The 19,928-nt window shown below is 28.5% G+C and carries 15 protein-coding genes; all 15 read left to right on the top strand.

Annotated features, from left to right (window positions below):
- Nucleotides 1-75 precede the first annotated feature (75 nt).
- The 15 genes from T514_RS0106345 to T514_RS0106275 all read left to right on the top strand — a co-directional run bounded on the left by T514_RS0106345 (nt 76) and on the right by T514_RS0106275 (nt 19,566).
- Nucleotides 76-1,158 carry an ABC transporter substrate-binding protein gene (locus tag T514_RS0106345; RefSeq protein WP_027624013.1) on the top strand — a complete coding sequence of 361 codons (1,083 nt, stop codon included), beginning with the start codon at nt 76-78 and terminating at the stop codon, nt 1,156-1,158.
- 155 nt (nt 1,159-1,313) lie between these two features.
- The gene (locus T514_RS0106340) at nt 1,314-2,372 is read left to right on the top strand and encodes a FecCD family ABC transporter permease (protein ID WP_027624012.1); all 1,059 of its coding nucleotides are present in this window, start codon (nt 1,314-1,316) and stop codon (nt 2,370-2,372) included.
- A complete protein-coding gene (locus T514_RS0106335) occupies nt 2,372-3,136 on the top strand; it encodes an ABC transporter ATP-binding protein (RefSeq protein ID WP_027624011.1) in 765 nt (254 codons plus the stop codon). The genes T514_RS0106340 and T514_RS0106335 overlap by 1 nt, the downstream gene beginning before the upstream one ends.
- 433 nt (nt 3,137-3,569) lie before the next feature.
- On the top strand, nt 3,570-4,907 hold the full coding sequence (locus tag T514_RS24010; protein WP_051541851.1) for a cell wall-binding repeat-containing protein: 1,338 nt from the start codon (nt 3,570-3,572) through the stop codon (nt 4,905-4,907).
- 12 nt (nt 4,908-4,919) lie between these two features.
- Nucleotides 4,920-8,549: an FMN-binding protein gene (locus T514_RS25605; protein WP_051541849.1), complete on the top strand. Its 3,630-nt coding sequence runs from the start codon at nt 4,920-4,922 to the stop codon at nt 8,547-8,549.
- Nucleotides 8,550-8,701: 152 nt separating this feature from the next.
- On the top strand, nt 8,702-9,856 hold the full coding sequence (locus T514_RS0106320) for a hypothetical protein (RefSeq protein ID WP_027624010.1): 1,155 nt from the start codon (nt 8,702-8,704) through the stop codon (nt 9,854-9,856).
- A gap of 209 nt (nt 9,857-10,065) precedes the next feature.
- Nucleotides 10,066-10,443, top strand: a complete 378-nt coding sequence (locus T514_RS24000; RefSeq protein WP_027624009.1) for a LysM peptidoglycan-binding domain-containing protein — start codon at nt 10,066-10,068, stop codon at nt 10,441-10,443.
- 217 nt (nt 10,444-10,660) lie between these two features.
- On the top strand, nt 10,661-11,362 hold the full coding sequence (locus T514_RS0106310) for a response regulator transcription factor (RefSeq protein ID WP_027624008.1): 702 nt from the start codon (nt 10,661-10,663) through the stop codon (nt 11,360-11,362).
- Entirely contained in the window at nt 11,363-12,307 is a 945-nt protein-coding gene (locus tag T514_RS0106305) for a sensor histidine kinase (RefSeq protein ID WP_027624007.1), read from the top strand.
- A 232-nt stretch (nt 12,308-12,539) separates the two neighbouring features.
- A complete protein-coding gene (locus tag T514_RS0106300) occupies nt 12,540-13,442 on the top strand; it encodes an ABC transporter ATP-binding protein (RefSeq protein ID WP_027624006.1) in 903 nt (300 codons plus the stop codon).
- A complete protein-coding gene (locus tag T514_RS0106295; protein ID WP_027624005.1) occupies nt 13,435-14,178 on the top strand; it encodes a membrane protein in 744 nt (247 codons plus the stop codon). The genes T514_RS0106300 and T514_RS0106295 overlap by 8 nt, the downstream gene beginning before the upstream one ends.
- A 4-nt stretch (nt 14,179-14,182) precedes the next feature.
- Nucleotides 14,183-15,664 (top strand): ABC transporter permease, encoded by a 1,482-nt coding sequence (locus T514_RS0106290; RefSeq protein ID WP_027624004.1) that lies wholly within the window; start codon nt 14,183-14,185, stop codon nt 15,662-15,664.
- A 36-nt stretch (nt 15,665-15,700) separates the two neighbouring features.
- Nucleotides 15,701-16,621, top strand: a complete 921-nt coding sequence (locus T514_RS0106285) for an ABC transporter ATP-binding protein (protein ID WP_027624003.1) — start codon at nt 15,701-15,703, stop codon at nt 16,619-16,621.
- Complete coding sequence (locus T514_RS0106280) at nt 16,614-17,360, top strand: ABC transporter permease (protein WP_027624002.1); 747 nt, start codon at nt 16,614-16,616, stop codon at nt 17,358-17,360. The genes T514_RS0106285 and T514_RS0106280 overlap by 8 nt, the downstream gene beginning before the upstream one ends.
- Nucleotides 17,361-17,541: 181 nt before the next feature.
- Complete coding sequence (locus T514_RS0106275; protein ID WP_027624001.1) at nt 17,542-19,566, top strand: methyl-accepting chemotaxis protein; 2,025 nt, start codon at nt 17,542-17,544, stop codon at nt 19,564-19,566.
- Nucleotides 19,567-19,928 lie beyond the last annotated feature (362 nt).

Raw genomic sequence — 19,928 nt, 5'->3', positions numbered from 1 at the left:
TCTTTTTTTATTGAATAAAAATAGTAATCTCCTTCCATAAAGCTTTACAGAAATATTACTTAGGAGGAATGTATCATGAGAAAAGGACTTTTAAAATTCATTGCAGTATTAATGTTAGTGCCTATTTTAATTTTATCTGGCTGCGGAAAAGATAAAACAGAGAAGCAAGTAGAGAAACCAAAAACAATTACATTAGTGGACAATGTAGGAAGAAAGGTAGAACTTCCACATCCAGTAAAAAAAGCTGTTGTAGCTAACAGGTATAATAGTGAACTTATTCGTGCTTGTGGAGCAATAGATGGTGTAATTGCAGTAGATATGGGAACGGCACAAGATAGAGAATATTGGAAAAAATTTGATCCTAAAAATACTATTGGAAAAGGTGCAACAGACCTTAACTATGAAAAGATAGCTCAGTTAGGTGCAGAAGTTTTAATTCTTCCTGCAAATGGATCTTATAAGGAGGCTGAAAAAAAATTAGAGCCTTTTGGAATAAAGGTATTTGTTATTTCAGGATATGATACTGGAGATTTTAAAAATCAAGTAACTAACATAGGTAAAATGTTTGATAAAGAAAAAGGAGCAGAAAAGTTTATAAAATACTTTAATGAACCAATTGAGTACATAAAAACAGCTCTAAAAGATGTTAAAAAGAAAACTGTATATTTTGAATCCACAACAGAATATAATACATCTTTTCCAGGAGATTATTATGCTAATATGATAAACTATTCAGGCGGAGTTAACATTTTTGAAGATGCCACTAAAGACATGCATGGCAAAAAAGTAGATTCAGAAGAGGTAATAAAGAGAAACCCAGACTTTATATTTAAAAATGTTACTCCAGATAAAGCTATAAAGGGAACAGGATTATATGAAGCACCTTCTAAGGAATTAATGGAAAAAACAATTGAAAATATTAAAAAACGTCCAGGTTGGGATGAAATTAAAGCTGTAAAAAATAATAATGTGTATACAATGTCACAATTTGGACATGGTGGAGCATCTAAATTAATAGGAGCTGTATATATGGCTAAATGGATGTATCCTGAACAACTCAAAGATTTAGATCCTGATGAAATATATAGACAATGGCTTGAAGATTTCCAAGGATTTAAAAATTTAAAAGGACATTTCTATCCAGAAATAAAAAAATAGAGTAAAAAATAAAATCTGCTAGCAACATTGTTAGCGGATTTTAATATGCCTTTGAAGGCTAAAAATTAGGATCGGAGAGTAGCAGAAGAAAAGCTCCGATAATTCTTTAGACTTCATTTTTAACTTTTCACTATAAAGAAGTTGAGGTGATAGTAATGAATATATCTCAAAGTGATATACGAATGAAATATGATAAAAAGGTCAGAATAAAACTTTTATTTATACCAATTAGCATTATTGTAATGTTTATGCTCATTACTGTTTTTACAGCAGTAGGATCTGTAGATGTTTCTCCAAAAGAAATAATTAATGCTATAAAAAATACTATAGATAATAATTCTGCAAATATGGAACAAAAGGTAATAGTATTTTTAAGGCTGCCAAGAATTGTTTTATCAGTTTTTGCTGGAATGGGACTTGCTGTAGCAGGAACTATAATGCAGGGAATTACCAAAAATCCAATGGCTAGCCCATTTACTATAGGAATATCCTCCGCAGCAGCTTGTGGAGCATCTATAGCTATGATTTTTGGAATAAGTTTGTTTTCAAACAGTAATTTAGGGATCATTTCAAATGCATTTATATTTGCTATGCTTTGTGCAGTATTTGTATATTCTATTTCTATGAAGCTTGGAATGAAACCAGAAGCAATAATATTATCTGGTATAGCTATAAACTATCTATTTAGTGCAATAACATCAACTATTCATTTTTATGCGGATGATCATCAGCTTGCGGCGGCAGTACAATGGACTTTTGGTAGTATGAATGGTGCTAAATGGGCTCATGTTTTAGTGGTAGGCAGTATATTAATTATAAGTTTATGTGTATTTATTAAACATTCTTGGGTTTTAAATGCTATGGTTTCAGGTGGAGATGAAATGGCCAAAGCATTAGGAATAAATCCAGATAAAAGTAGGACAATTGTTGGAGTATTTTCAGTATTATTAACAGCATCAATAGTAAGTTTTACAGGGGTAATAGGTTTTGTTGGATTGGTTGCTCCTCACATAGCAAGGCTCGTTGTAGGGGGAGATCATAGATTTTTAATACCTTATTCAGCTATATTTGGAGGAGCTTTATTATTAGTTTCAGATACACTTGGAAGAACGTTATTAGCACCTGTAAATATTCCTGTGGGGATAGTAGTTTCATATCTTGGAGTACCTTTATTTATACATTTAATAATTCAGAGTAGGAAGGAGTATTTCTAATGAAATTACAAGTTAATAAATTAGGATTTTCCTATGAAAAGACTCCAATATTAAAAAATATAAGTTTTGAAACAAATAGTGGTGAAATAACTTGCTTACTTGGACCAAATGGAACAGGAAAAACTACTTTACTTAAGTGTATAAGTAGATTAATAACACCATCTTTAGGAAATGTTTTTGTAGATGGAGTACTTATAAATAAAATGAAAACAAAAGAAATATCAAAATTATTTAGTTATGTTCCTCAAAGTACCCATTCTACATTTCCTATTAGTGTAATTGATATAGTTTTAATGGGAAGAGTTCAGAGTATAAATTTTAAAGTGAAAGAAGAAGATAAGCAAATAGTATTTAATATTTTAGAAGAAATGAATTTAAATAATATAGCTTTTAAAAATATAAATAGTCTTAGTGGAGGAGAGAGACAGAGAGTATTTATAGCAAAAGCAATAGCTCAACAATCACCTATAATTCTTTTAGATGAACCCACTAGTAGCTTAGATATGAAAAATCAGTTAGAAACCTTAGACATAATAAGTTCTTTAGCAAAAGAAAAAAATATTATGGCTATAATGTCTATTCATGATTTAAACATAGCTTCAATGTATGCAGATAAAATAATTATGCTTAAAAATTGTGGAGTGTACGCATCTGGAAATACAGAGGAAGTAATAAATGAAGAAAATATAAAACAAGTATACGGAGTTAAGGCGAAAGTAGAAAATAGAGATGAAATAAGATATACATTTTTATGTAAACAATAAACATTTTTTTAATATGTATAAAATGCCAATGTGCTTAATTAATTTGAACGCATTGGCATTTTTGTCTTTAAATAAAAAATAATAAAGGATAATTGCCTAAAGGTGGCTGGCTCAAATTCAATTTTAAATTTCTATCTGTGTTAATAAGGGGAAAGCATCTATAACCGTCAACTAATATCTGTACTTTATAAAATAAAAGTAGTTTGTTAGGTAGCAAGAATTTGTGACTTTTTATAAATAAGCCATACAAATTGGATCATAATTTAATAATATACATAAAAAACATATATTGACTCATAAAGGAATATGTGATATCTTATTAATGAAAATGATAATCGTTATCAAATAAGAAGCTGTTGTAACACATTTTACATATATAATGTGCAAATATTGCTATGTTCATATTAACAAAAATAAGGAGGAGGAGAGTAAAGTGAATTTCAAAAAAATAATGACCTTAACAGTTTTAGGAGTAATTATTTCTAGCACAACCCAAGTTTTTGCAGTATCTAGCAGTAAGTTAAATACTAAAAGAATTTATGGAAGTGATAGATATGAAACTTCTATAAAGATTAGTAAAGAAGGATGGGACAAGTCGTCTTGTGCTGTGATTTGCAGGGGAGATAATTTTGCAGATGCTATTTGTTCGGTTCCTTTAGCTAAAAAATATAATGCGCCTATTTTACTAATTAAAGAAAATAAAATTAGTAAAGAAACAAAGGATGAATTAGAAAGGTTAAATGCAGAAAAGGTGTTTATCATAGGTGGAGAAGGGGTAATTAGTAAATCCACTGAAGGAGAAGTAAAAAGTATAAAAAGTGTAAAAGAAATAAGTAGATTTGGTGGAAGAGATAGATATGAAACTTCTAGAATTGTTGCTAAAGATGTTGGTTGCAAAGGAGAAATAGTTTTAACATCAGGGGCAGCTCCAGCAGATGCATTATCCATAAGTCCTATAGCAGCTAACAAAAATATGCCAATAATATTAACTTCCAAAGATAAAAAACCAGTACAGCAATATCTAAAAGATAATAAGGTTAACAAGTCCTTTATTATAGGTGGGGAAGCTTGTGTTTCTAAGGAAATAGAGAGTGTAGCTCCAAACGTCGAAAGAATATATGGAAAAGATCGTTTTGAAACTAATCAAAAAATAATAGAAAGATTTTCAGATACATTAAATTTCAAAAAGGTGTATATGGCATTAGGACAAAGTGATAGAGGAACAGAATTTGCAGATGCTTTAACAGCTTCTACACTAGCATCAAAAGATAACAGTCCTATGATATTAATATATAAAGATATTTATGGAGAAACAGAAAAGTTAATAAAGTCCAAATTATCTAAAGATAGTACTATAGTAGTTTTTGGGGGAGAAAAGCTTATACCTGAAAATATAGTTGATAAGTTGGCAAACTTAAAAACATCAAATCAAGAAAATACTAATAAAAATAATGATAAAAAAGGTAGTAGCAGTTCTGGAGGTAGTTCTGGAGGTGGTTCATCAAAATCAGATGAAATTAAATACACAGTATCTATGCAGCCGTCTTTCCCAGGATCATTTACATATGATTTAAAAGTTACTAAAGATAAGGATTCAAAGAATATTACAGGTTATAAATTAGTATATGATGAAAAAGTAATAGCAGAAGATACCGACAATAATGGAGTAGTAAGACCACTTACTATATTCTTTGGAGATGATGTAGATAAATCAAAGTTTAAAATATTAAAAGACGGAAAAGAAATTAAATTTAATGGATTGAATAAATAGGAGGTATACCAAATGAATAATAATAAAAATAATATGGGAAAGAAAATATGTTCACTTACATTATCCTCAGTGATGATTTTAGGAACATGCGGGTCAGCTTTTGCAGCACCTCTTGCAAAGTTACCAAGCATATCAGACAACTCTTTAGTTGTAGGAAGACATTTATTTGAGTTAGATAATGTAAATAGTTCACAGTATAATTTAAATACTTTTGTAGGTGCTTCAAAATCAGTTGATGAAAATAATGGAGTTTACTATAAATATAATGGGAAGTGGTATACAGGAAAGGATATTGAAAACTTTAATAACTTAAAAAATGCAAAAGGATTAGATACTATACCTAATGATATAGTTAAATTTAATGGACAAGATCCAACAGTTAAAGGTGATTTTGTTTTAGACTGGTATCAAGATGGAAACTATAGTCATGATGAAGATGGTAAGGATGAATCTGTGGAACAATTTGTGGTATATCTTAATAAACCAGTTAAACAAAATAAAGGAAAACTTAAAGTCATAGTTCCTAACAATAAAGGAAAAGATCCTTATGGTAAAGACAAACTTGGAACAATAGAATGCTCTTTAGATGGAACTTTAAAAAGTAAGTCTCTTGAAGATGTGGAAGGTGGAGCACCAGTAGGATTTTTTATAGTAAAAGATAAGGGGAAAAATGAATCTATAAAAGAAGGATATACAGATAGATTTGTAATTGAACTAACAGAAGATTGGACAAGAATATTAAATACAGAAAAGACAGGTATAAATTATTATGATGATATAGTTAAAGGGTTAAGACTTGAAGCGGAAGATCTTGAAGATGAAAATGGAAATAAGGTAGGGGATATTTTAGGTGGAAATAGGATCACAGCTAAAAGAGATATTAAATTAGCAAAAGATGATCAGAAGCCATATATTGTAGCTCATGAGCCTATATATACACAAATTGGTGAAAATGGTATTCAAATAGCAGGAAAAACAAGAATACTATTCAATGAACCAGTACAGTTATTAACTGAAAAAAATGTAGAGGATATGAAAAAATTAAATGTCAAGCAGCCTTATGTAGTAGGAAGCTTTGCAAAAGAAAAATATATTCAGTATAATCCAATAACACCAAGTCAGGAACAGTTAAAATCTAAAGATCAAGGAGTACCTGTTTTTAAAGCTGAATATGTAAAAATTAATGATAAAGGTGAAGAAGTATTAGACAAAGATGGAAAACCAATAGTTGTTAAAGGAATTTATGCTAACCGTGGAGATGTGTTTGAAAATGATGAAGCTGTAGAAGAAAATGGAGATAAGATTAAATTAAGATTAAATAAGTTAAAATTTAAATATGATTTTGATGCTAATAATAAGGGAATTACTAGATTTAGAGATTATGGCACTATGTTAATAAGTCCAGAAGAATGCTTATCAGAAGGAAAATGGCAGCTAGTAGTTAAAAATGTATCAGATGATGCTGGAAACAAAATGGATGATTATGTATCTGAACCAATAGAAATAACTAAGTATTTTGAAGTAGCAGAACTTACACCAAATAAAGTGAAAATTAAATTTACAAAGCCTTTCAAAAAGAGTTCATTATGGGGGAATAAAATACCTGTAGTAATTACTAATGATAGAGGGAAATCTTATGGATTTACTTGGATTGAGAATATCAAAGATGGACAAGTAGAAGCAGAAGGAACTTTTGCAAAACCAATAAATAACTTAAAGGGCATTGTTTATGTAAATACAATGGAATACAATGTGGATAATGTTGAAAAACCAGAAGAGAAGCCTGAACAAAAGCCTGAAGAAAAACCACAAGAAAAAATCTATAAAGATGGAGTATATGAAGGTGAAGGTGAAGGACATAAATCCACAATAAAAGTTAAAGTTACTATTAAAGATGGCAAAATGAATAATGTAGATATAATTGAAGCAAAGGATACAAAGTCTTTCTTTGATAAAGCAAAAGCTATACTAGGAAAGATATTAAATAAGCAAACTCCAGAAGTAGATAATGTAACAGGAGCTACATATAGTTCAATAGGTATTAAGGATGCTGTAAGAAATGCCCTAGAAAAGGCTAAAGTACCTGGAAATGATAATGATAAAGATGAAAATAATAATGGAGATACAAATAATGGTGAAAGCCAAAAGCTTAACATAGATTGGTATCAAGACGGAGATTATAAACATGATAAGGATGGAAAAGATGAATCTGTAGAGCAATTTGTAATAACATTTGATAAACCTATAAAATCAGACAAAGGTACTTTTAAAATTATAGTACCAGATAAAACAAAAAAAGATCCTTATGGAGCGGATAAGCTTGGAGAAATAGAATTTACAATGGATGGAACAAATAATCCTAAAGCTTTAGCTAATATTGATGGTGGAAAAGAAGTAACTTGCTTTACTATAAAGAACAGAGGAATAATAGATAGAGTAGTTATTGAATTAACAGAAGATTGGACAAGAATATTTAATACAGAAAGCACAGGAATTAACTACTATGATGATAGAGTTAAAGGCTTAAGATTAGTTGGGGAAGGACTAGAAGATGAAAAGGGAAATATACTTGAGGATAGTAAAGGTTCAAAAGAAATAACAGCAGCAAGGGATATTGAACTTGTAAAAGATACTGAAAAACCTTATATAGTTACAAATAAAATAATATACAATAAAATTGGTGAAAATGGATTCCAAAATGCTGGAAACACAAGAATAGTATTTAATGAACCAGTACAAATTCTTACTGAAGAAATGGTAAAAGAATTTAAAGATGCTAATGAGAAGTTACCAGCTGTATATCAGGGATATAATCCATTAACACCAAGCCAAGAGCAGTTAAAGAAAGAAGCTAATGGACTTCCATTATTTAATGTTTACTATGAAAAAGTAGATGAAAATAATAATGTTCAGAAAGATGAAAGCGGAAATCCTATAAGAATAAAAGGAAAGTATGGTTTAATGGGAGATATTTTTAAAACTGGTGAAGAAGGAGATTCAAAAGGTGATAAGATCGCTTTGAGAATGAATGATGTAGATTTTAAATTTGATTTTGATGCTAAAAATGAAGGAATAAGTAGATTTAGAGATTTTGGAAGCTACTTAATTAATCCAGAAGAATGCTTAACAGAAGGTAAGTGGAGATTAGTAGTTAAAGGATTTTCTGATGATGCAGGAAACGAAATGGATGAGTATGTATCAGAAGTATTTAATATAACTCCTTATTTTAGTATAACAGAATTAACTAAGGAAGGTATTAAAGTAAAGTTTACAGAGCCATTTAAAGGGGACAAGATTTATGGAGACAAGGTTATAATTGTAGTAGCAAAAGACAAAAAAATGAGTTTTGCATGGCTTGAAAACTTAAAAGAAGGACAAACTGAAGCAGAAGGAAAGTTTAATGCACCACTAGAAAACCTTGAAGGAACATTCCTTATAAATACTATGGAATACACTGTAAAAAATGCACCAAGTACTGGAAATGGTGAAAGTAGTAATGAAAATAACAACCCAAATGGTAAAGAGAATAGTGATGTAAACAATAATGATGGTAAAGAGAACGGTAATGTAAATAACGGTGAAAATAATAACGAAAACAACAATGGAAATACAGATGATAAAAAAAAACAGATTATAGAGTAGATTGGTATCAGGACGGAGATTATAGTCATGATAAAGATGGGAAAAATGAATCTGTAGAACAATTTATAGTAACTTTTAACAAAGATATAAATCCTAATAAAGGTAGTTTTAAAATTATAGTACCAGATAAAACGAAGAAAGATCCTTATGGAGTGGATAAACTTGGAGAAATAGAAGTTAAAATGAATGGTACTAGTCAAGAGAAAGCTTTAGCCAATGTTAAAGGTGGAGAAAAAGTAACTTGCTTTATAAGACCTGATGATGCAATTGAGTCTAAGAATAGATTTGTATTAGAACTTACTCAAGATTGGGATTTAATTTTAAATACAGAAAAAACAGATATACATTATTATGATGATAAAGTTAAAGGGTTAAGACTTATAGGTGAAGGCTTAGAGGATGAAAAGGGAAATATTATTGAGGATAATGAGGGAACTGGAAAAATAACAGCAGATAGAGACATAGAGTTATATAAAGATGACAGTAAGCCTTATGTAGTAGGACAAAAATTAATCTATGATAAAATAGGATCTAATGGAGTCCAAAAGGCTGGAAGTTTAGGGGTTGTTTTTAATGAACCTATTCAATTATACACAAAGGAAATGGCTGATGATGGTGTTATACCACCAGTTATATATAAAGATCACAACCCTTTAACCCCAAGTCCATCACAGATTGGAACATATGACAATTTCCTTCCAGAACTTAAAGCTCAGTTTCAAAAGGTGGACGAAAAGGGAAATATATTAAAAGATGAGGATGGTAATGACATAGTAGTAGATGGAAGCTATGATTTAATGACAGATATTTTACCAGCTGATACAAAAGCCAATGAACTTCAGAAGGCTCTATCAATCAAGATGGATGAAATTTCATTTGATTTTGATTTAGATAAGAATACTTCAGGAATAAATAGATTTAGAGATTATGGACTATTTTATATAACTCCTGAGACTAGTTTAACAGAAGGTAACTGGAGGGTATTATTAGGTGGAATTTCAGATGATGCTGGAAATGAAATGGATGAATATATATCAAGGCCATTTCAAATAAAGCCTTTATTCTCTATAGAATCTTTAACTAAAGAAGAAATTAAAATTAAATTTACAGAACCTTTTACTAAAAATGATATAACAGGAGATGGAATAACTTTAGTAGTTACTAAATATGGAGAAATAGTAAACTCAGTATATTTACCAAGTTTAAAAGAAGGACAAACTGAGGCAGAAGGTAAGTTCCTGCAACCTATGGAAGAGTTAGAAGGAGAATATTTTATAAATAATATAAGATATACAGTAAGTAAATAAATGTATTAATTAGCCCCAAATAATTTAATAACAGATAGATAATAAATCCTGTAAATAGTGAATATAAATAACTATTTACAGGGTTTATTAATTTGCAGAAATTACTTAATGATATAACAAAAAAATATTAAAATTTAGGAAGGAATTTTTATTTTATTATAGAATATTCCTTTTATTTCAAAATATTTTAAAAATAGGGAGATGGAATTGTGAAAAATAAAAGAACAAATTTTATAGTATCAGCAGCTGTAGGCGTTTCATTGATATTTTCATCCACAATGGTTTTTGCAGCAGAGAAGTATACTGTTAAGAAAGGAGATAATTTATACACAATAGGAGCTAAGACAAAGGTTGATTGGAAGTATATAGCTAAGATTAACAATATAAAGAGTCCTTATGTAATTCGAAGTGGACAAGTATTGAAGTTAAAAGTAGATGGAACAAAGAAATTAGCAAAAACAAATGTAAAAATACAATCTAAAGCAAATACTAATTTAAAATCTAAAACTAAAGCAAAGGCTAAAACTGGAACTAAACCTCAAACAAAGTCTCAAGTTAAGCTACAAACCAATTCTAAATCTAAGTGATAGTTTAAGATGAAGTAATAAAAAGTAAACAAATATTTCAGAATAAGTCGGGATTAAAAAACTATCCTGGCTTATTTTTTGTACATTATGATACAATTATAGCGTGTAGGTGTAAGATAATAAGAATATAGAATTATATTAAAAAATATATAGACGAGATATGGATATTTCTGTGTAAAGGAAAATGTACATAAAACTAACTAAAGGAGTGCTGTTTATGGATAGACCAAATATTCTTTTAGTTGAAGACGATTTGAAAGTTAATGAATTAATTAAGGAAGCTTTAACTAAAGAAAATTATAATATAGATTCTGCATTTAATGGAGAAGAGGCATTGGTAAAATTCTCACAAAATAATTATGAACTAATAATATTAGACTTAATGCTTCCTATTATTAATGGAGAAGAAGTACTAAGGCAAGTTAGAGAAAAAAGCAAAATTCCTGTACTTATTTTATCAGCTAAAAGTGATCCTATTGATAAAATATTAGGACTTGGAATAGGCGCAGATGATTATATGACAAAACCATTTATAGTTGCAGAACTGGTGGCAAGAGTAAAGTCACAGCTTAGAAGATATTTGATTTTTAGTAAGCCGGATATCTGTGAAGATAATTTATTACAGCGGGGAAGTCTTCAATTAAACATGGATAATTATCAAGTAACAAAAAAAGGAAAAGTTATTAATCTTACATTAAAGGAATTTGAAATATTAAAACTCTTAATGTTTAATCCAAACAAAGTTTTTACAAAATCCCAAATTTACAGATCAGTATGGGAAGATAGTTATTTATCTGATGAAAGCACAATAATAGTTCATATAAGAAGGCTTAGAGAAAAAATAGAGGACAGCCCCTCATCTCCTATATATGTGAAAACCATATGGGGAATTGGATATAAGTTTGGGGGAGAAGAATAAATGAATCAGGTACTTGTGTTAGTTCTATCTCTAGCAGTTATTATTGTATTATCCCTTTACATAAATATGTGTACTAATCTTAAGAAAATACATAATACTTTAGATGGTATCAAAAATAATAATTTAAATGGAAGAATTCGTATACAAACAACTAATAAACATTTAAAAAATGTATCAAATGATTTTAATCATGTTTTAGATAATTTTCAGGATATACAAGAAAAAAACTACTATCTCCAAATGTCTAGAAAAAAGCTAATTTCAAATATTTCTCATGATTTAAGAACTCCGTTAACAGCTATATTAGGATTTACTGAGCTACTTCAAACTAATAAGAATTTAACTGAAGAAAAGAAGCAAAGCTATATAGATACAATATCATTAAAGAGTAATTATTTATATTCTTTATTAGAAGATTTTTTTGAACTTTCCAAGATGGACTCGGAGGACATGTTTTTGAATCTCCAAAAAATTGATATAAATGAAAATGTAACAGAAGTATTGGCAAATTTCTATAATGATTTTATGGAGAGAAATATTACCCCGGAAATAAGATTAGATGAGGGTTCACTGTTTGTAATGGGAGATAATATTAAAGTAAACAGAATAGTATCTAACTTACTCTCAAATACATTAAGATATGCAAAAGATTTTGTAGCTGTTAGGACTAAAAAAGATGAGGATAAGGTATGGGTGATTATTGAAAATACAGGTAAAACTATTTCTAAAGAAGATATTCCTTATATATTTGACAGACTGTACACATCAGAACCATCTCGTAATTTAAAATATAGTGGAAGTGGATTAGGATTGTGTATTGCTAAAACTTTAGTAGAAAAGCATAATGGTGAAATTTATGTAAGTAGTGAAAATAATAAAACTATAGTTTCATTTTATTTACATGTATATAATACATCTGATAAAAATATAGAAAAAGAGTGCTGAAATGATATGCTCCTGTCGTGGTAAACAGTTTAAATAATAGAACTGTTTACTTCAAGGAGGCAGTTTGAATTTTTAGCGCTCTTTTTCTTTTGTGAGAAATTATTATATTTAATAATTTTGTAATAATTGAGTAAGGGTTATGTTATTTTAAGTTGATATAATCTTAGGTGTTCCAGGGGAACAGTTAAGATTTTTAAGTGGTCTGAAAAATTAATACAGGGAGGTAAAGCAAATGAGACCTATGATTACTTTTGAAAATGTATCTAAAATATATAATAAGAATTTTTATGCATTAAAAAATATCAATTTAGAAATTGGTGAGGGGATGTTTGGTCTTTTAGGGCCTAATGGTGCAGGAAAAAGCACCCTTATGAAAAGTCTTATCACATTAATTAATCCTGACAAAGGAAAAATTACAGTAGAAGGATATGACACTAAAACCCATTCATTAGAAGTTAGAAATATAGTAGGATATCTTCCACAGGAATTTTCTATATATCCTAATTTAACTGCTGTTGAATTTTTAGATTATATGGCTCAGTTAAATAAGTTAGGTGATAAAAATATAAGAAGAAAAAAGATAGAGGAAGTATTAGAAAAAGTTAATCTTTTGGAGTGGAAAAACAAAAAAGTTGGAGGATTTTCAGGAGGAATGAAAAGAAGGCTGGGTATTGCTCATGCCATAATGAAAGATCCTAAAATTTTAATTGTAGATGAGCCAACAGCAGGGCTTGATCCAGAAGAGAGAATTCATTTTAGAATGATTCTTGTGGAATTAAGCAGACAAAAATGTGTCATATTATCTACTCATATTGTAGAGGACATATCTAGTTCTTGTGAAAATATAGGACTTTTAAATAGAGGAAGTATACAGTATATTGGTTCACCTTTAGAGTTTATATCAAAGGCTAAAGATAAAGTTAGAGAATTTCAGGTTTTCAGTCAAGAGGATATATTGGATTTAAAAGATAAGTATGAAATTATTTCTATAAGAAGAACATCAAAAGGAACTTTTTTAAGAGTAGTAGGAGAAAATTTTTTGAGAGAAAAGGGAGGAATAGATGTAGAGCCTAGTCTTGAAGATGCCTATATGTACTTTATGAAATATGGGGAAGGGGAAAAGAAATATGTTTAAAACTATTTTTGCAGTGGCAAAACAGGAATTCAAAAGCCTTCTGAAAAATTGGATTACAATTATTGCTGTTATTTCATTTATAATAGCACCAATTTTAGTATACAGCCCTATTACTGATGGGAGGGTATGGAATAAAGTATATGCTGCCTATTATTGTAATAATGGATTGGTATCAATTGCAATAATGATAATGTCTTTTATAACTATAAGTATTTATTATAAGGATGAAGTAACAGAAATGCCTATATTAATATTTTCCCAACCTATTAAAGGAAAAACATATGCTATAGGTAAGTTTTTAGGTGGATATGTGTATTGTTTATTATTTGCATTGTTAGGAAATATAGCTTGGATGTTTAGTCCTATATATTTTAAAGAAATCCCCTATCCATTACTTCCATTTTTAAAATATTTTATGATTTATTCTGTACCCTCTTTCTTTGCAATACTTTCATTAAATTATTTTTTTCAAGTTTTATTTAACTTAAAACCATTAACTATATTTTTGCCTATGTTTATGTTTATGTTCACATCTGGGCCCCCAATCCCAATTAGCTATTTTGGAATAATGATAGATTCTAGATATACTACTAATTTATATTCAGGTATGCCATTACCGCCAGAAGCCATAAAATATATTATGATTAATAGAACGATTATAGTAGCTTTGGCAGTATTACTTCTTATAATATCTATATTAAAATTTTCTCCTAAAAAATTAATGGATAGAAGGTGAGCTTATGTTTTTTAAATATCATTTAAAACAACAATCAAAAGTTATGAAAGGAATTGCAGCTACCTTTGTAGTATTAGTTATAATTTTTAATTTGTTAAATCACAGTAGAGAGTGGTACATGTTAAGTATTATGATAACTTTACTGCCGTTATTTTTTACTTCTAATATTTTTTCAAGTGAAGTTGAAAAGAAAACGGATTTTTTAATTTTTACATCTAGAATACCTAGATATAAAGTATTAATACAAAAGTATTTATCAGCATGGATTATTAGTGAAGGGATAATTTTTATTGCATATCTTTCCGCAGTAGTTAGTGGATTTGAAAAGTCTTTATTTCCATTTATGATTATAGTAATATATTCTACAGTGCTTAGTTTGATAGGACTTTTGGTTAGCAATATTAGCAATAATACATTATTAGGATATGGTGTATCTTTAGGTGTATGGATATCGGAAATGATGTTAGGAGCTAGATGGCATGAAAGACACACCTTTTTATCTACTAATGTAAATTTAATTAATAGATCAGTGAAAGTATGGTCAAATATATTGTTTATGATTATTTTAATTACTATATTAATTCTTTTAAATTTATTTATAGTAAGTAGAGGAGAGCATTTAAGAAGAAAGCTTACTTATAAAGGTACAACGGCGGTAATTGCAGTTTTTCTAATCTGTTTATTTTTATATAATTCCTTCTTTCTAAAGTTAGAATTTTGGAAAGACAATAAATGGACTTTACTAAAGGGAGAAAATATAAATTTACAATATAAAAATTTAGACTATGATCGTGCAAAAGAAATATTTAAAATATGTAATGAGCAGAGTAAGGTTTTACAAGAGTTGTTTGGAGAAAGTATAGGGTACAATAAAGTTTATGTATGGCATGGGGTAGAAAGTGATTTTGCAGAAGATGAAATCAATGCATATTTAATACCTTTTAGAAGTTTAATGAAACTTAATCCTACAGAATATGGTGGCAAGTATTGGTATGATGATATAAATACAGTGTTAATGGAGCCAATATTTAAGCAACTAGAAGAAAATAATGAAAATGAAATATTAAAAGGAGCATGGAAAAACTATATATATTATTCATATATATCTCCTAATACAAGAAATAAACTTAGAGAAAATAAAATACTTAAAATGCCAGAGTATTATAATAATAGTAAAGAGGAATATATGGACAATTTGGAGAGTAACATAAAAAGTAATAAACCTGAAAAGAATAGTATACATGCTCTTGGATCTATATCAAACACTCTTTTGTATAAATTAGACCAGAGTAATCACGAAAATACTATAAAGCTTTTAAAATATATAAATAATAGTGAAAAAAGCATTTCATATAGGGATATAGAAGAATTTATAAAAAAGAATTATAAAGATAAGACATTAGAAGAAACTCTTAATTTATATAATGAAATAAGAGAATACCATGAAAAACATTATAGTGATAGAGGGCTTGTAACAGAGGATTAAGTTAGTTAATTATTAAAATGGTTAGGGGGAGCTAATATGGAATACATACTTAAGACCATAAATCTAACTAAGCAGTATGGAGATGTTAGAGTTGTTGATAATGTAAATATAAATATTGAAAAAGGGGACATATACGGATTTATTGGACAAAATGGAGCAGGGAAGACAACTACACTTAGAATGATAACAAATCTGATAAAGCCTTCAAGTGGTTTTGTGGAGCTGTTTGGAGAAACTTTAACTCCTAAAAGTCATAACTTGTATGAAAGAATAGGTTCAATAATAGAGTTTCCAACATTTTATCCAAATCTTACAGCAGCAGAAAATCTTGAAATACATAGAAGAATGATGGGGATAAATGATAGAAAAAGAATAGAGGAAAGTTTAGATTTAGTAGATCTTTTAGATGTTCGTAATAAAAAAGCTAAAGACCTTTCTTTAGGAATGAAGCAAAGACTGGGAATAGCTCAAGCACTTTTGCATTATCCCGAATTACTTATTTTAGATGAACCTACTAATGGACTTGACCCTATAGGTATAAAAAAGATAAGGGAACTACTTATTAATTTATCACAAAGTAAAAAAGTAACCATATTAATATCTAGCCACATTTTAAATGAAATTCAGCATATGGCTACTAAAATAGGGATAATTGCTAAAGGGAAGCTTATAGAAGAGGTAGACTATGAAACCATTAGAGAAAGAAATAGAAATCATTTGAGAATAGTTGTGGATAATGATAAAAAAGTATGTACATTACTAGAAGAAAAGCTAGATATTACAGATTATATTGTAGCTGATAAGAATACAATTAAAATTTACGATTGTTTAGATAAGAGTGACCTAATCAATAAAGTTTTAGTGGAGAACAATATAAGGGTTAAGGAATTAACCTTTTCAAGGGAAAATCTTGAGGATTACTTTATTAAAATGACAGGAGCGGATATAAATGCTTAATGCGGTATATTGTGAATTCTTGAAATTAAAGGGATTAAAGCTTCCACTAATGATTTTAATATGTACTACTATCCCTATTATAATTGGACATAGCATTAGTTATTATGATAATTTAATTGTGTTAAACACTTATTTTCAGACAATAGTTTGGACTAATTGGGTAGTTTTTATTGTATTATTTTCTTTGATTATAGATATGATATTTGCTAATGAATATAAGAATAATACCATAAAAAATATGTTTTCTTACCCAATGTCAAGGAGAAAGTTATTTGGAGCTAAAATAATTACTTCCATGTGTATTATAGCTATAGTATATATGTTATCCTTAGTGGTATCATTGATTTCAGTGATAATAGTGAAACATAGGCCTTTTTCAGTGGAATTCCTATTTTATGTTTTAGGGGCTTATATAACCTCTGTAATTGGATTTATTTGCTTTGTATCTTTAATTGTTGCAGTATGTATTTTAACAAAAAAAGTTATAGAACCTTTAATTTTTAGCATGTTTAGTGTTATTTGTATAATATATTTTTATGTTTTTTCCTCAGAATCAGGAAATTTTAAATGGATATATTTTTGGCCAGCAACTATCCCCTTGCAATTAAGTTTAAAGATATTAGGAGAAGAAAAAATTCCTATGGAAATGATATATTTAGCATGTACTGTATTAGCAATTAGTTTAATTGCAGGATGTGCGTTTAGTATATATATATTTAATAAAAGAGAAGTAAAGTAAAATTATATATAAAATAACCCTATACTTAAAATAATTAGGTATGGGGTTATTTTTGTTAATTGAAATATATTACTTTTAAATGTCACTTACAAGCAGAACTTGACTGAAACGGTAGAATAATGTAAAATTTCATATAAGATTATGGAATAAATGGGAGATGGTTATTATATATGACATAAATATGGCAGCAAAAAAAAGCTCCTTAAAGACAAAAATAACTTTAAGTGCCTTATTGGTACTATTGATATCAATAGTATTACTGGTCACAGTTGCTTATAATGTAGTAAGCAAAAAAATGGCAGAACAACTTAAACATCAAGGAATAAATTTAGTAGAACAAATGGAATCTGAAATACAGAATCAAGATAAAATTATGAAAGCATTGAATTCTTTATTAGATGATAAAATTTCTAACATAGCTTATTTAGTTGGGCAAAATCCTAGTATATCAAACGATTATTTAAAGAAAGTTGCAAAAGAAATCGGAGTTCAAGAAATAAATATAGCTGATAAGTCTGGTAAAATTATTTACTCTAATTTACCTGGAAATATAAATTATCAATATAAAAAAGATCATTTAGTACAATCAATTTTTCAAAATAAAAGCAAAAATGTAATGGAGAAAATAAGAAAAAGCTCAAATAGCGTTGATAAAAATTATTATAAATATGGAGCAATTGCTTTAGAAAATGGTGGATTAGTCCAAGCTGGAATAATAGCTAATGAAGTTGAAAAATTAAATGCTGCTGCAAGTCATCAACATATTATAGATAGGATTGGTAAAGCAGATAATATTGTATATGCATTGACAATAGGACAAGACTCAAAAGTTATAGCTCATAGTGATAAAAGCAGAATAGGCTTAGATCTTAAAGATGATATTGGAAGTAATACTGTTATAAAAGAAGGAAAGATGTATTCCAATATATATAAATATACAAAAAATAATACCAATGTATATGATGTAGTGCTTCCCATAAAGGATGGAGAAGCAATTACAGGAGCTATAAATGTTGGGCTTTCGCTTAAAAATTTAGAAGACACATCAAAACAAATTATATATAGCTTTATACTAGTAGCAATTTTGGCATTTATATTAGGAGGAATTTTATTAAGAAAAATAATAGCCTCAAATTTATCTCCTTTAAATAATTTAGAAAAAATAGCAATGGATGTATCAAAAGGAGATCTTACAAAGAATATAGATGTAAAAAGGGAAGATGAAATAGGAAAGGTTTCTATGAGTTTCAATAGCATGATAAGTAATTTAAAGGATATTACTTTAAATATAAATGAAATAAGTAGTAATTTAAGAGTTTCATCAGAAAATTTATTACATTCAGCAAAAGAATCATCATCAGCTTCAGAGGAAATAGCAGGTTCTACTGGAGAAATAGCTTCTGGGGCTGAAAATCAATTACAAGTGGCAGAAGCTATAGCATCAGATATGAAGAATATTGTAGATAGTATTGGAGAAACAAATAATGCAATTAAAAAAGTAGTAAATCTTTCAGAAAAAACGAGCACTCTAGCAGCCAGTGGTAGAGAAAAGATGATAAATATGGTAGAGCAAATGGAAAATATAAAGAAAAGTGTGGGATCATCTGCAAGTATAATATCAGAACTCCAAGATACGTCACAAGAAATAGGAAATATAGTAAATATAATAAATTCAATAGCGGATCAAACTAATTTATTAGCATTAAATGCTTCCATTGAAGCATCTAGAGCTGGAGTAGCAGGAAAAGGCTTTGCAGTAGTGGCAGAAGAAGTAAGAAAATTAGCAGAGGAATCTTTGGATTCATCAAATAGCATTAGAAAATTAATAACACTTATCCAAGATAAGACTGATAAAGCTTTAAAATCTATTGAGGATGGTAATATGCAGTCAGATAAAGGACAAGTTATTGTAAAAGAAGTTAGTGAAGCCTTACATGAAATTTTAAAATCTTTTGATTGTACAAAAGGAGATTTAGAAAGTGTAAATTCAAATATTTCAAATTCAAAAGATAAAATAGATACTGTAATGAAACAAGTATATGATATTAAGGATATATCAGCCAATGCTTCTACAAATACTGAAGAAGTTGTAGCATTAACAGAAGAACAATCATCTTTATTAGCTCAAATTACACAGAATGTAGAAGATCTTACAGACATGGCAATAAGACTTGAAGAAACTGTAAAAATATTTAAAACAAAGTAAATGGATTTAATTCATAACGACTCACTCTAATACTCCTAACTTTTTCAAAGTAGGAGTAAAGAGCAGCTATGTTCCTGGATAAGGATTTTTAAGTTTTAGTGATAGTAAAAACTCACTTTTAAGCTAGGAACTATGTTTATAAAAGATAGCCCTGTACTTAAAATAATTAAGTGCAGGGTTTTTTAGGAAATGTTATTGAAGAAAGTTAATCATTAAGCTCCTATAGAAGATATGGTTTTTTGTATTAAACAAAGAATAAATTAATTAAATTGTCTAAAACATGAAAAAAATGCATTATATAAAGGAAAAATGTGCTTTGTGTAGAATATCTAAAATAGTTATTAGTTTAATTTGGTAATATC

The sequence above is a fragment of the Clostridium lundense DSM 17049 genome (assembly GCF_000619945.1).
GTDB classification, from domain to species: Bacteria; Bacillota; Clostridia; order Clostridiales; family Clostridiaceae; genus Clostridium_AO; species Clostridium_AO lundense.
Note: the sequence above shows the minus strand (reverse complement) of the source record. Positions and strands in the feature narration are given on the sequence as shown.

Coding starts and splice junctions, on each gene's coding strand:
- T514_RS0106300 (WP_027624006.1), top strand. CDS start 12,540: ATGAGACCTATGATTACTTTTGAAAATGTATCTAAAATATATAATAAG.
- T514_RS0106285 (WP_027624003.1), top strand. CDS start 15,701: ATGGAATACATACTTAAGACCATAAATCTAACTAAGCAGTATGGAGAT.
- T514_RS0106310 (WP_027624008.1), top strand. CDS start 10,661: ATGGATAGACCAAATATTCTTTTAGTTGAAGACGATTTGAAAGTTAAT.
- T514_RS0106290 (WP_027624004.1), top strand. CDS start 14,183: ATGTTTTTTAAATATCATTTAAAACAACAATCAAAAGTTATGAAAGGA.
- T514_RS0106305 (WP_027624007.1), top strand. CDS start 11,363: ATGAATCAGGTACTTGTGTTAGTTCTATCTCTAGCAGTTATTATTGTA.
- T514_RS0106280 (WP_027624002.1), top strand. CDS start 16,614: ATGCTTAATGCGGTATATTGTGAATTCTTGAAATTAAAGGGATTAAAG.
- T514_RS0106345 (WP_027624013.1), top strand. CDS start 76: ATGAGAAAAGGACTTTTAAAATTCATTGCAGTATTAATGTTAGTGCCT.
- T514_RS0106275 (WP_027624001.1), top strand. CDS start 17,542: ATGGCAGCAAAAAAAAGCTCCTTAAAGACAAAAATAACTTTAAGTGCC.
- T514_RS0106340 (WP_027624012.1), top strand. CDS start 1,314: ATGAATATATCTCAAAGTGATATACGAATGAAATATGATAAAAAGGTC.
- T514_RS0106295 (WP_027624005.1), top strand. CDS start 13,435: ATGTTTAAAACTATTTTTGCAGTGGCAAAACAGGAATTCAAAAGCCTT.
- T514_RS0106335 (WP_027624011.1), top strand. CDS start 2,372: ATGAAATTACAAGTTAATAAATTAGGATTTTCCTATGAAAAGACTCCA.
- T514_RS25605 (WP_051541849.1), top strand. CDS start 4,920: ATGAATAATAATAAAAATAATATGGGAAAGAAAATATGTTCACTTACA.